Source organism: Paenibacillus sp. USDA918EY (assembly GCF_009870825.1).
Lineage (GTDB): Bacteria > Bacillota > Bacilli > Paenibacillales > Paenibacillaceae > Paenibacillus_AQ > Paenibacillus_AQ albilobatus.
Genome location: NZ_WTWY01000003.1, coordinates 184,497 through 197,411 on the forward strand (window position 1 = coordinate 184,497; position 12,915 = coordinate 197,411).

Genomic DNA, 12,915 nt, shown 5'->3' on the forward strand with positions numbered 1-12,915 from the left:
CAGATTAACGCCTATCTACGCGTTTAAAAACAACAACCCGCTGTTCCCAGGACAGCAGGTTGATCACGTTCATGAATTTATCGTCCGAAAGGCGGCCGCGGCGTTATTCCTCCTGCGAGTTTTCCTTCCGGCATCCGGCCATCACCCGTTGGACGTCCTCAAGCAGCCCCTTCATCTCATCCATATCGGGCCGGCCGTCCTGGCTGGACCAAATCCGGTTGAACCGTTCTTGGAATTCCATGGCCTCATTGACGAGGTGATAGAAATATAGCTGATGAATCAAGGTCAGCACCTGCGAAATTACGTTGGAATCGTCCTCGAACTTCTTCTGGGCTTCCAATATTTCCTCGCGGATGCCCGACATTTCATTATCCAAAATGGCCGCCGCTTCCGCGGTTTTCTGCAGCCGTTTGCGCACGTCTTCCGGCAGCATTTCGCGGTACTTATAACTTAAAGAATGCTCGATCGTCGCCCAGAAATTCATCGCCAGCGTCCGGATTTGGATTTCGGCAAGCACCTTTTTCTGCCCCAGCGCCGTCTGCACGGGGTATTCCACGATCATATGGAAACTGCGGTAGCCGCTTTCCTTGTAATTCGTGATGTAATCTTTTTCGTATAAAAGCTTCAGGTCTTTCCGGTTGCGGATATATTCGGCCACGCGCCGGATATCCTCCACGAACTGGCACATGATGCGGATTCCGGCGATATCCTCGATTCCGGTTTCCAACTGGTCCATCGGGACGTTCAGCCGCTTCGCCTTCTCCAAAATGCTCGAAATCCGCTTGACGCGGCCCGTCACAAATTCGATCGGCGCATATTCTTCGCGTTTTTTGAGTTCCGCGCGCATCGTTTTGAATTTCACTTTGAGTTCTTCAACGGCTTGCTCATACGGTAGTAAAAATAATCCCCAATCCCTGCCGTCCATGCACATGCCTCCTGTCTGTCACCCTCAGCGATGGTCCGCTCCCACGGCTTCGGAAATATGCGAAAATCCGTCACGGCGCAGAAGCTCCCTGAGTCCGGCGTGCAGCCGTCGGTTCACTTCGGGCCCTTCATATATAAGAGCTGTATAAATTTCGACCAGACTTGCCCCGGCCCGTATCTTCCCGTAAGCATCCTCCGCGCTGAATATGCCTCCCGAGCCGATAATGGGCAGCTTGCCCTCGGTCTGCCTGTAAACGCGGGAAACCACTTCCGTGGAACGGGCGCGCAGCGGTTTGCCGCTGATTCCTCCGGTTTCCTTTTTGTTCGGGTGGGTCAGCCCGTCCCTGCCGATCGTCGTGTTCGTGGCGATAATGCCGGAAATTCCGCTCGCCGAAAGGGCGTCCACCATCATCTCAAGCTCCTCGTTGGTGACGTCGGGAGCGATTTTGACGAGAATCGGTTTTGTTTTGCCGTGCTTTTGAGCCTGCAGACGCATCTCTTCCATAATATGCGCAATCAGCGAAGAAAGCTCGCTGCCGTACTGCAAATTCCGCAAGTCAGGCGTATTCGGCGAACTGATGTTCACGACGAAAAAATCGCCGTACGGATACAGCGTGCGAAGGCACGCCTGGTAATCCTTATAGGCTTCCTCGTTCGGAGTCACCTTGTTTTTGCCGATGTTGACCGCCACCGGAACGGGCCGGTTTTTCAACCGGGACAGCTTCTCCGCCATCGCCTCGGCCCCTTCGTTGTTGAACCCCATGCGGTTCAGGAGCGCTTCGTCCGGGGGCAGACGGAACAAGCGGGGCCGGTCGTTGCCGGGTTGTCCTTTCGGCGTGACCGTCCCCACCTCCATAAAGCCGAAGCCGATGGAAGAAAAACCTTCCACCGCCGCCGCGTTTTTATCCAGTCCCGCCGCCAGTCCTACCGGGGTGGGAAAATGAAGTCCGAATAGATCAACAGCCAGATCGGGCGTTTCGTCCACGCCGTACATGCTCCGCAAAAGGGCAGGACCTCCGGGGAAGGATCCGGCCGTATGTAATCCTCCGATCACCAAATGATGCGCTTTTTCCGGGTCCATCTTAAAAAAAATCGGTTTTGCCACGTTTCGGTACAGCACCTGCTACTCTTCCTCTCCATCCGCATGTTTGTTCTCTACTTTTCAGTTTATCCTTTTCCGCGGTAAAAGAAAAGTTTTTTGCCTTGGTTGCTTTGCCGGGCCCTCCCCCATGTCCAGCTGGTTTTTTATGGACAAACCCATTACAATTGGGATATCCACTGAAAATCGATAGAAAGAGGGTTGAACGGTATGGCAACCAAACGCAAGCCTCCGACACTTCGGCAAAAAAAAGAAGAAGTGAACAGAAAGGCGATATTTTGGTCAGGCCTCAGTTTATTGCTTCTCATTCTGCTGATCGTAGTGCTGATTCTTTGGAACACCTGATTTTACAGCCAGTGGTACGTTTTTTGGGGGTTTGTCTGATCCTGCTCCCGCTTCGTGCGGAATCTTTCCTGCGAAGCGAGCGGTTCGTCAGGCAAGCCCCCTTTGCCGATCATAACCGGCGTTCCCATCGGGACGAGGTCGAACAATTCCTCTACGTCCGCTTTGCTCATCCGGATGCAGCCCAGCGACTCGTCCTTTCCGATGCTGTCCGGCTCGTCCGTCCCGTGGATGGCGTAATTCGTGCCGGATAGCTGCATCCCCCGGCTGCCGAATTCGCCGTCGGCACGCCCGTTCGGATTCATCACCTTATCCGTGATGGCGAATTTGCCTTCAGGCGTCCGTTCCGCCCCGAGTCCGACCTTGTAATTCCGCAGCATCACCCCGCCGCTGACGACGGCCAGACGGTGGCTGCTTTTGTCGACGATAATGGTTAGCGGCTGCGCAAAATAAGGTCGGCCTCCCCACGTATCCGCGAGCGGACCTTCCCCTTTTTGGGCATTTTCCCCGTCAGCCGCATGCGGAACCTCCTGCCCTGCCGCCTCCGCCTTAGCCTGCGCCAGCAATGGCTGAAACGCTTCCTTCATGCTTTCCGTCGTCCCGGAAATCCAGTTGTCCGGAAACGGGCGGGCCAAATCCGCAAGCTGTTCGGGATATCGGCCGGCATGGTTTTTATAGGCGCGAATTGCGCTGCCAAGCAGCGCGAGCTCCTCCTGCTCCCCCGTCCAGGCAAAGGCCGCTTTGGCCAGCTTTTCTCCATCCTCCGGACGGCAGCTGCATGTTTTCGGATCATAAGATTGATAGGCAACGGCTCCGCCCCCTTTGTTTTCCAGCGTATATCCCACGGGCAGCCGGCGTTTCCACAACAGCCATTTTCCTTGCTTTTTCATTTCCAGGACGGCCAGCCTGCTCCCCAGCAGCCCGGGATGGGCAAGCGGTCCCGGCGCAATCGGCGTCACGCCCTTTTCCAACCCGCCCTCCCGGACGGCCGTAAACATGACAGCGTCTTCAGCCGGCGGAACGGAACGGTTGTCTTTATGGGGGGAAGCTTGATTTTTGTCTTCTTCGACGCCCGGGTCCGGATGCTGAACGGCCGCCGCTTCTTTTGCTTTTTGATGCTGCCGCGGCGCATCCACGGACGGGACAAGGGCCAGCAGCAAAATCATCAGCGCGACGAACGCGCGGCGCAGCCGGGCGGTCCGGCGTTCCTTCTCTTCCGCCTGCTGCAGCAGCTTGAGCTCGTATTCCTGCCAAATGTCGGAGGGCATTTTGCTTGTCTCGAACGCTTCATAAATGCCTCCGGAACGGTTGAAACAGTAGTTCGCTTTGCCAAGCTGCCCTTCTTTTTCATATTCCTTGCCGAGCAAATACCAGCCCATCTTATTATCCGGGTGCATCTGCACGTATTTTTTCAAATATGAATTCCTCACAGGTTCCTCCATCAAAAAAACGTCTTTACTATATATATCGGGTCGGGGCGGCAAAAAAAACACCCTCCTTCCGGATCAAACCGGACGAGGGTGCTGCGGCTGCATTTATTTCTCAAGCAGGTCGCGGAACGGACTGTCCGCCACCTTAATGGAATCGGTCGGACACCCGTCCGCCGCATCCTGCATATCCTCAAACATTTCCTCCGGAATTTCGGTAACGCCCTGATTGCCGTCTCCGCCGAAGGCGACTTCCGCCAGCCCTTCCTCGTCATAATCGAATATATCCGGCGCAGTCGCCCCGCAAGCCCCGCAGGAAATGCAAGTATCCTTGTCAACCCAGCAGTATTTCGCCATGTTTCTCTCATGCCTCCCATCAAACGCAAGCATTTCAAGCTGGCCCGATCCGGCCGGCAAACCTAATCATAATGCAACTTCGGCCAAATGCCAATGATCGATGTCACGTTCAAGCCGGAACATTCGCGCAGGCGTCACGGAAGATCCATTCCGTCTTTGCCCACGAAATCCATTTGGAGCGACGTCCCTCTGGCTTTATGGTCGCGCAGCAGCGCCGACGGGTCGTCGCCGAGCATGCCCGCGGTAACGATCGCGTTTTCGCCGAATTTGTTGCGGAGCATGTCCATCGTTTTCGTCAGCGTTTCTTTTTTCGGTTGTTTTTCATATTCGAAAAGGTCCAGCTGGATCGCGGCTTCGTCCCTCGGCGTCAAATGCTGGAGCGTGATTCCGAGCAGCCTTACAGGCTTATCCCAGCTCCAATGATCGGCGTACAGCCTCCGGGCTTCGTCGTAGATGTCGCCCGCGTCCTCCGTCGGCGTCTTCAGCATGCGGCTGCGCGTGATCGTTTTCATGTCCGGCGTCCGGATCGTAATCTGAACTCCCCCCGCGACAAGTCCCTGGCGTCTCATCCGGCGCGCAACCTGATCGCTGATGTTAAGCAGCACCCGATGGACATCCTCCCGCGCCTGAATATCGGCCGGCAGCGTCGTCGTATGGCCGATCGATTTGTTAGGCTCGCGTTCCTCCACTACGGGCGAATGGTCGATGCCGTTCGCGGCCTGCTTCATCCAAGCGCCCATCACGCCAAACGAACGGACTAGCGCCTCTTCGTCGGTATTCGCGAGCTGGCCGATCGTATGGATCCCGATTTTGCGCAGTTTTTCGGCCGTTTTGCCGCCGATGCCGAACAATTCGCCGCATGGTTTGTTCCAGAGCAGGCGCGGCACGTCCCGAATGCGCAGCACGGAAATGCCGCGCGGCTTTTTCATGTCGGAGGCCATTTTGGCAAGCAGCTTGTTGGGAGCGATCCCGACCGAACACGGCAATCCGAGCTCCTCGTCGATCCGCCGCTGGATTTCCTCCGCGATATGCTGCGGCGTGCCGAATTGTTTCGAGCCGGTAATGTCGAGGTAACATTCATCGATGGAAGTCGCCTGCATGAGCGGCGTATAGGAGTATGCGATTTTCATGAACGCTTTCGAATATTTGCGGTACAGATGGAAATCGGGTTTAATAATGATCAGATCGGGACACTGCTTCAGCGCGCGGCCTACCTGCATCCCGGTCGAAATCCCCTTCTTCCTGGCCGCGTAAGAGCAGGTGACGATAATGCCCTTGCGCAGCTCGATGCTGCCGGCCACCGCCGTCGGCTTGCCGCGGTATTTCTCCGGTTCCTCCGCCTCATGGACCGAGCAGTAAAAAGCGTTCATATCCACATGCAAAATGACCCTTCCATTGGTTGGATAATAAGCGTCTACGTCACTCTTCATGAGTCCTTCTCACCTTCGCGATTTTCGTTACGTTCAGCATAACGCCCCCCATGCGGGAGGTCAAGAAAGAGGAATGGACGAAAAACGCGAATTCTTTGTTACATTCCCGCGTAAAAATGCTATAATAATTTACTATATATGTGGGTCGTCAGAATCCCGCTAAAAACGAATCAATGAATTCATAAGAACTTCCAAAGGAGGACGCTTCCATGTCTAAGTCCATTTCCATCTTCGACACGACCCTGCGCGACGGCACTCAAGGAGAAGGAATCAGCCTGTCGGCGGACGACAAACTCAAAATTGCCAAAAAGCTCGACGAACTTGGTGTTCAATATATTGAAGGCGGGATTCCGGGAAGCAACAGCAAGGACATCGAATTTTTCAAACGCGTGCAGCAGCTTGGCCTCGCCGCGAAAATTACCGCTTTCGGCAGCACGCGGCGCAAAGACAGCCAAGCCGAACAGGACGCGAACCTGAACCGCATCATCGAATCCGGCGCCCAAGCGGCGACGCTTGTCGGCAAATCATGGGATTTTCATGTGCACACCGCGCTGCAGACGACGCTGGAAGAAAACCTTGCGATGATTTACGATTCGATCGCTTATTTGAAGCGGCAAGGGCTTGAGGTCATTTTCGACGCCGAGCATTTTTTCGACGGTTACAAAAACAATCCCGAATACGCCGTCGCCGTGCTCAAAAAAGCGAAAGAAGCCGGAGCGGACTGGCTTGTCATGTGCGATACCAACGGCGGAACCCTCCCCCACGAAATCGGCGGCATCGTTTCCGCTTTCCATGCGAGCGTGCCTGACGCAAACCTCGGCATCCATACCCATAACGACTGCGAGCTTGCGGTGGCGAACACGCTCAGCGCCGTTCAGGCGGGAGCCCGCCAGGTGCAGGGAACGATCAACGGCTACGGCGAGCGCTGCGGCAACGCCAACCTGTGCTCCATCATTCCGAACCTGCAGCTCAAGCTTGGGTACGAATGCATCGGGGAAGAGCGATTGAAGCAATTGACGAACACCGCCCGTTACGTCAGCGAAATCGCCAACGTCAACATGCCGGTCAACCAGCCGTACGTCGGCAATGCGGCCTTCGCCCATAAAGGCGGCATCCACGTATCCGCGATTTTGCGGGATTCCAGAACGTACGAGCACATCGTGCCCGAATGGGTCGGCAACAAGCAGCGCGTGCTCGTGTCGGATCTGGCCGGACAAAGCAATATCGTTTCAAAAGCGCAGGATATGGGGCTCGACTTCGACCCGTCGAACGAGCAGTCCCGCAAGGTGATCGACAAAATCAAGGATTTGGAGCATCAAGGATACACCTTCGAAGCGGCCGACGCCTCCCTGGAGCTGCTGCTGCGGGAAGCCGGCGGGGAAATGAAGGAACTGTTCACCTTCGAATCCTTTAAAATGCTCGTCGAAAAAACGGCCGGGCAGCCGGTTGTTTCCGAAGCTTTCGTGAAGCTGAACGTGGCGGGCAACAACGTGTATACCGCAGCCGAGGGCAACGGTCCCGTCAACGCTCTCGACAACGCGCTGCGGAAGGCGCTCGTTCAATATTTCCCGGCCATCAAGGAAATGCATTTGTCCGACTATAAAGTCCGCGTATTGGACGAAAAGGACGCGACGGCGGCCAAGGTCCGCGTACTGATCGAATCGCGGGACATCAGCAATTCGTGGAATACCGTCGGCGTATCCGGCAACGTCATCGAAGCGAGCTGGGAGGCTTTGGTCGACAGTATGCGTTATGCCCTCCTCGGGCAAATTTTGAATGAACGCGACGCGGAGGAAACGCCCTCCAACGAACAGCGGGGGCTCGTCAACCATTAAGTTCGCGAAAACATAAAAAACCTCGGGCGTCCCGCCGGACGCCGAGGTTTTTTATCGTCTGCGGGCAGCAGACGTCGTCTGAGCATCAGGATTTGATCAAATGTTTCACTTTTTTCTCCAAATCCTTTTGCGACAAAATGCCGAGCACGACTTCCTGTACGACCCCGCGTTTATCGATCAGCACGTTGGTCGGGAAAACGACCCCTTTGTACTGCTTTTCGTAAATGTCGGCTTTCAGATCCAGCATGACCGGGAATTTAACCTTATATTTATCGACAAAAGTTTGGGCGTTCTTTTTATTGTCGTATTTGGTCACGTTGACTCCGTACACGTCCAGGCTGTCCTTGTATTTCTCGGCAATCGCGTTCAGCTCGGGCGCTTCCTGCTGGCAAGGGTCGCACCAGGATGCCCAAAAATTCAGCAAAATCGCTTTATCCTGGGCGCCTCCGACTTGATATTCCTTCCCATCCAGCCCTTGGGCGGTGAACGCCGGAGCGAGCAGGCCGGCCTTGGGCCCCGTCTCGGTCGGCATCGGCTCTTCATGCCGGAACGCCGCTTGAATGCCGGGTCCCGCATTTTGGTAAACCGCGATGCCGATTAAGACGATGACCCCAAGAAGAATATATAGATTACGCTTCATGGATGTCTTCGTTCCTTTTCATATAGAAATTTCTAACTATCCTGTATTGTACCCTCTTTTCTACGCAACTTACAAATTGTTTGCGAAGATTTTCCAAGAATTAAAAAAGTATCTTCAATGCCGATAAAAAAATGCCTCTGCTTCCTGAAGCAGAGGCCATCGAGAGGGGAGAACTACGGTTGGCAGATCTTCATACCATCCGGAGGGAAATCCGGATCAGCGCCTTGTGCGGAAGGCAGATCGCCGAACACCTCGTTTCCGGATTGCCGTATGAAACCTGCGGCGTGTTGCGGGGTAAAGCTGCAGCGGGCGGCATGCGAATCGACGCGTTTGCCCCGATCCGCAACGTAGCGCCTGACCCGCTGCATCATTTCGTCCTGAACCCGGCTGAGTGGATCAGGGAATGCTTGCGGGGAGAAGGCCTGATCGGCCTGTTCCATTCCCATCCGTCTTCGCCGCCCGTTCCTTCCGGCGAAGATTTGCGGCAGCTTCCCTTGTTCGCCGGCATGTTCCGGGTATATCTTATCGGAAGCCCCGGCGGCGCGGGAAGTGAAACGGCCCTAAACGGTTATTTCATCGATAAAGATGCGGGTGATCGGTATCATCTGCTGCCCGCGGCGGTCAGGCATGGCTGAGACAGGCGTACAAATCGCCCAGCGTCTCGGCCTTGCAGCCTTCCGCAATGTCGCTCAAATATGAAACCCATAGCTTTGCGGTCATTTTGGCGTCCTCAAGCGCATGATGCCTGCCTTTAACCGGGATGCCTTTTTCCGTCAGCAAAGCGTCCAGCGAATAACTTGAAAGACTCGGCTTCAGCCAGCGGGCGATCATCATCGTGTCGATCACGCGGTGGCTGAGATTGACCTTGGACGTTTTCCATAGAGCGGCGTTCAGAAAAGCTTTGTCATGCCCGCTGGCATGGGCGACTAGCACCCGGTCGCCGACAAAATGCATAAAGTCGTGAAGCCCTTCGATCAGCGGCGGAGCTTCGTCGATCATCGGCTGCGTAATGCCTGTCAGCTCGGTAATTTTCGGCGGCACCGGCCGCTTGGCTTTGACCAGCGTATAGAACTGCTCTTCCTTCACGATCTGTTCGCCGTCGGCCTTCAGCGCCCCGATCGACAATATTTCATCCCCCTGCTGAACGTTGAATCCGGTCGTCTCAAGGTCGAACACGACGGTCTTCAGCTTATGGAGCGGCGTGCGAAGCATTTCCGGGCGGCGCTGCTCCCGCATGAGGGAGCGGATGAAAGCCATCTGCTGGGCCGACGTTCCTCCCATGACGGATGCAACCGCCGACGGCACACCGCCTTGGCGCAGCAAACTCCAAAATCCGCCGTTTCCTCGTTCCGGGGTTTTCATGGCCTTCCCCTCTCCGCAAACCGCAGCCTTCGGTTTAATGCACGGTGCATGCGCCTTACGGTCGTCAAACTTTCCCTCAGCTTATACAAAAGCGTTTTTTTCTTCAGCTCCGATTGCGGCAAATAACCGCTGCTGGCATAAACGCCGTCCCGGATCGTGTAGGAAGCCGAAGCGCGCAACGTCAACGCGGTCAGAAACGCGCGCTGGCAGTTTTCCAGCAGCAGATTGCCGCCGTCAAGCAACGTCAACCTTTCCAGCCGTTTGAGCGTTGAGGTCTCGTTGACCCCTTCCTGCAACGCCATGTAGCGGATGCTGTTGACGAGCGGGATATATACCCCGTATTTGACGTCAAAATCGCCGGCGTGGTCGCCGAAACGTTCGGTCACCACCTGCCCGAGAATGTTCAGCGTCGCTTTGTGCCTGACCGTATTTCGCAAAAAGGCGGTCGTCATTTCCGGCGAATCGTTCATCCGGACGGCGAAAAACTGCTTCCAGGCTTCCGTCAGGGACGGGTCCCCGGCAATCCGGCGCATATCCGAAGCGATCATCAGGCAGCGCACGTTTTCCCAGCTATAATCCCGGTGCCAGCTTGCCAGCTGCCGCTTCCATTCCTCCAGCGTTTTGTTCCAGGCCGGCTCGGAGCACATCACTTTCCCTTTGCATTTTTCATAACCCAAATATTCCAGCAAATCGGACAAACGCCGCCCGAAAGCCGCAAAATACCGATCCTTCTGCCCATGGGCTTCGTCGCTGACGATCAGCCCGTTGTCCTGGTCGCTCCAAGGCGTCGATTCCCTTCGGCCGGAGCTTCCGAATACGACCAAAGCGTAGGGGACCGGGGGCGGGCCGTAACCCGCCCTTTCCAGCTCCGCTTCGCAAACCGCGGCAGCCCTTGCGGCCACTTCGTCGTGCATGTCATTTACGAGTGCCGTCCAGACGTCAATCGGCATTTCCGGGTACGCATGCTCGATCCACGATTGGCAGGCCAGCCTGCCATCCCGCAGCTGCTCGCGTGTCGCCGCAAATCGGATCATGCTCAAATCCGGCTCCCGTTCCGCGTTTTTCATCGGCTCCATCCCCGCACCTCCCTGTCAAGCCAAGCGTGAAAACTAAAGATGAAAGATCATGTCAAAGTATGGCGGTCCTAGAAGGCTTCGCCGGTTCCGACCGACGGTTTGACGCCGGACATCTCGTTTGCCGGCTTTGCGGCTTCGGCGCCGGCGATCAGCTTCATTTGCTCCGGATAACCGTAAGCGCCGTGTTCGCTCATATCCAGTCCCATCATTTCTTCTTCCTCCGATACGCGGATGCCCATCGTCGCCTTCATGATGCCGACAATGACAAACGAAATGACGAAAACGAAAACGAATGCCCCGAGCACCCCAAGCAGCTGTACCCCAAGCTGCTCAAGGCCGCCGCCGTAGAACAATCCCGGTTTGCCGACTCCCGTCGTTTCCACCAGCTTCGGCGTCGCGAACAACCCCGTGGAAACGGCGCCCCAAATGCCGGCGATGCCGTGAACGGAAAAGGCGTAAATCGGATCGTCGATCCCCGCTCTTTCAAACCACTGCGCCGTAAAAAACGTAACGATTCCCGCCACGGCACCGATGACGACGGCTGCCCAGGCGTCGACGAAGGCGCAGGAGCCCGTAATGGCGACAAGGGCGGCCAAAACGCCGTTCAGCATGCTCGGAATGTCGGCCTTGCCGAACACCGCCCACGAAATCAACAGCGCCGCGATCGCGCCTGCGGCAACCGCGATGTTGGTCGTCAGCGCCACGTATCCGAAAAAACCGTCCATCATGGCCGAAAGGGTGCTGCCCGGGTTAAAGCCGAACCAACCGATCCACAGAATAAACACCCCAAGGACGGAGAGCACTTGATTGTGGCCCGGAATGCTGTTCGGCTTGCCGTCTTTATTGTATTTTCCTAGGCGTGGTTTGAGCATGTAGGTTATGACCAAGGCCGCCGTTGCGCCCGTCAAATGGACGACCGTCGATCCGGCGAAATCCTGCATGCCGAGCTGCCCGAGCCAGCCGCCGCCCCAAACCCAGTGGGCCACGACCGGATAAACGACGATCATGAACAACGCGCCGAATACGATATAGACGCTCAGCTTCGCGCGTTCAGCCATGCCGCCGCAGGCAATCGCCAGCGAAACGGCCGCAAAGGAAAGCTGGAACAAAAACTTGACCGAGAGCGAGACGTCCGATGCCGCCAAGGCGTCAAACGACTTGGCCATCGAATCGCCTGTCATGAAAAAGCCCGTCGTTCCGAAAATGCTGTTGCCGTTGCCGAAACCGAGCCCGAAGCCGAAAGCCCAAAACACGATGATGGCGATTCCCAGCGTCAGCACGGTTTTGCCGGCGATATGGCCCGCGTTTTTCATCCGCACCGAGCCGGCTTCCAGCAGGGCGAATCCCGCTTGCATAAAAAAGACGAGCATCGCCGCGACAAACACAAAAAACGTGTTTAACCCTGCTTGCAGCTGTACGTTGGTAGCCCCGTCGTCGGCAAATACCGTTGCCGGAAGAGCCATGAATGCAAGAAATGCCAAAACACCGCCAAACCACTTTCTTTTCATCTTCCCCACTCCTTGTTTGTGTAAGGTTTTATAACATATAACGAAATTATTAATCACATTATAAACAGATCATAAAGAAAATGACAATAAAAATATTAAAAAATCCACAAATGTAATAATACATAACATTAATTGTAATATTATAAAAGCGTAACGTTTGACTGTATGGTTCATTATCATGTATCATATTTTCATCAATAAGTTATTAAAATGAGTTACATAGATTGAACGTTTTATAATGATTCATTCATTTGTAAATAAGGCGAAAAGCCTGGTTCATTCTATTGAGCTCAGGATGCTGCGGAGTCGGACGGGAAGTTCAGCATATGCGCCTGCGCCTGGGGTGGCTGACTTGAATGTGCTACTAGGATCCCTAACGGATCTGCCGCAAAGTCCATAAATTATATTTCGGTGAGGTGGTTTTAGATGGGGATATGAAACTTTACCGGATCGGTGAATTGGCAAAAGCCGGGGGCGTCAGCGAGCGCACGATCGATTATTATACCAAGCTGGGACTGATCTCTCCCGAGAAGCGCACTCTTAAAAATTATCGTTTGTACAGCCATGAAACCTTGCTCCGGCTCAAACGTATTAATGAATTGAAACAAGAGAAATATACTCTGGAAGAGATCCGCCAGACGCTTGCCAAATGGGAAGCCGCCCCGGAGCTCGATCACGTTTCCGACAGGCTTTCTTATTTGGAGCTGCACATGCAGCAGCTTGAACGCGAGGTCAAGGAGCTCAGCCCGATTCTGGAAAAGATGAAACCCGGGCAGGCCCGGCGCCTGCTGCTGAATTTGCTGCCCCAGGGAGCGGCATGCATCGAAGCGATCCGGCTCTTCCTTGAGCAGGGGCCTACCCTTTAAGGCGGGTACCAACGTTTTCCCACAGGTATCGACACATGCAGGAGGTTGT

The 12,915-nt window shown here is 55.1% G+C and carries 12 protein-coding genes; 3 read left to right on the top strand and 9 right to left on the bottom strand.

The features are described from left to right. Window positions 1-103: 103 nt before the first annotated feature. The 5 genes from GQY55_RS08570 to GQY55_RS08590 all read right to left on the bottom strand — a co-directional run bounded on the left by GQY55_RS08570 (window position 104) and on the right by GQY55_RS08590 (window position 5,579). A complete protein-coding gene (locus GQY55_RS08570; protein ID WP_160040159.1) occupies window positions 104-925 on the bottom strand; it encodes a GTP pyrophosphokinase in 822 nt (273 codons plus the stop codon). A gap of 24 nt (window positions 926-949) precedes the next feature. Then, entirely contained in the window at window positions 950-2,044 is a 1,095-nt protein-coding gene (locus GQY55_RS08575) for a quinone-dependent dihydroorotate dehydrogenase (protein ID WP_160040161.1), read from the bottom strand. A gap of 326 nt (window positions 2,045-2,370) precedes the next feature. Beyond that, complete coding sequence (locus tag GQY55_RS08580; RefSeq protein ID WP_236575497.1) at window positions 2,371-3,795, bottom strand: L,D-transpeptidase; 1,425 nt, start codon at window positions 3,793-3,795, stop codon at window positions 2,371-2,373. Window positions 3,796-3,900: 105 nt separating this feature from the next. Further along, window positions 3,901-4,149: a ferredoxin gene (locus tag GQY55_RS08585; protein WP_160040165.1), complete on the bottom strand. Its 249-nt coding sequence runs from the start codon at window positions 4,147-4,149 to the stop codon at window positions 3,901-3,903. A gap of 134 nt (window positions 4,150-4,283) precedes the next feature. Further along, window positions 4,284-5,579 (bottom strand): DNA polymerase IV, encoded by a 1,296-nt coding sequence (locus tag GQY55_RS08590; protein ID WP_160040167.1) that lies wholly within the window; start codon window positions 5,577-5,579, stop codon window positions 4,284-4,286. A gap of 209 nt (window positions 5,580-5,788) precedes the next feature. Between GQY55_RS08590 and cimA the strand changes: the two genes are divergently transcribed. Continuing rightward, window positions 5,789-7,414 carry a citramalate synthase gene (gene cimA / locus GQY55_RS08595; RefSeq protein WP_160040169.1) on the top strand — a complete coding sequence of 542 codons (1,626 nt, stop codon included), beginning with the start codon at window positions 5,789-5,791 and terminating at the stop codon, window positions 7,412-7,414. 85 nt (window positions 7,415-7,499) lie between these two features. On the opposite strand, the gene GQY55_RS08600 is transcribed toward cimA, so the two are convergent. Beyond that, on the bottom strand, window positions 7,500-8,054 hold the full coding sequence (locus tag GQY55_RS08600; protein WP_160040171.1) for a TlpA family protein disulfide reductase: 555 nt from the start codon (window positions 8,052-8,054) through the stop codon (window positions 7,500-7,502). A 179-nt stretch (window positions 8,055-8,233) separates the two neighbouring features. Between GQY55_RS08600 and GQY55_RS08605 the strand changes: the two genes are divergently transcribed. Beyond that, the gene (locus GQY55_RS08605; RefSeq protein WP_160040173.1) at window positions 8,234-8,689 is read left to right on the top strand and encodes a Mov34/MPN/PAD-1 family protein; all 456 of its coding nucleotides are present in this window, start codon (window positions 8,234-8,236) and stop codon (window positions 8,687-8,689) included. Here GQY55_RS08605 and GQY55_RS08610 read toward each other — a convergent pair. From GQY55_RS08610 to GQY55_RS08620, 3 genes are all read right to left on the bottom strand, one after another. Then, window positions 8,676-9,416, bottom strand: a complete 741-nt coding sequence (locus GQY55_RS08610) for an exonuclease domain-containing protein (protein ID WP_160040175.1) — start codon at window positions 9,414-9,416, stop codon at window positions 8,676-8,678. The genes GQY55_RS08605 and GQY55_RS08610 overlap by 14 nt on opposite strands. Next, the gene (locus GQY55_RS08615; protein ID WP_160040176.1) at window positions 9,413-10,492 is read right to left on the bottom strand and encodes a DUF294 nucleotidyltransferase-like domain-containing protein; all 1,080 of its coding nucleotides are present in this window, start codon (window positions 10,490-10,492) and stop codon (window positions 9,413-9,415) included. The genes GQY55_RS08610 and GQY55_RS08615 overlap by 4 nt, the downstream gene beginning before the upstream one ends. Window positions 10,493-10,560: 68 nt before the next feature. After that, window positions 10,561-12,000: an ammonium transporter gene (locus tag GQY55_RS08620; RefSeq protein WP_160040177.1), complete on the bottom strand. Its 1,440-nt coding sequence runs from the start codon at window positions 11,998-12,000 to the stop codon at window positions 10,561-10,563. Window positions 12,001-12,434: 434 nt separating this feature from the next. Between GQY55_RS08620 and GQY55_RS08625 the strand changes: the two genes are divergently transcribed. After that, window positions 12,435-12,866 (top strand): MerR family transcriptional regulator, encoded by a 432-nt coding sequence (locus tag GQY55_RS08625; RefSeq protein WP_160040178.1) that lies wholly within the window; start codon window positions 12,435-12,437, stop codon window positions 12,864-12,866. Window positions 12,867-12,915: the final 49 nt, after the last annotated feature.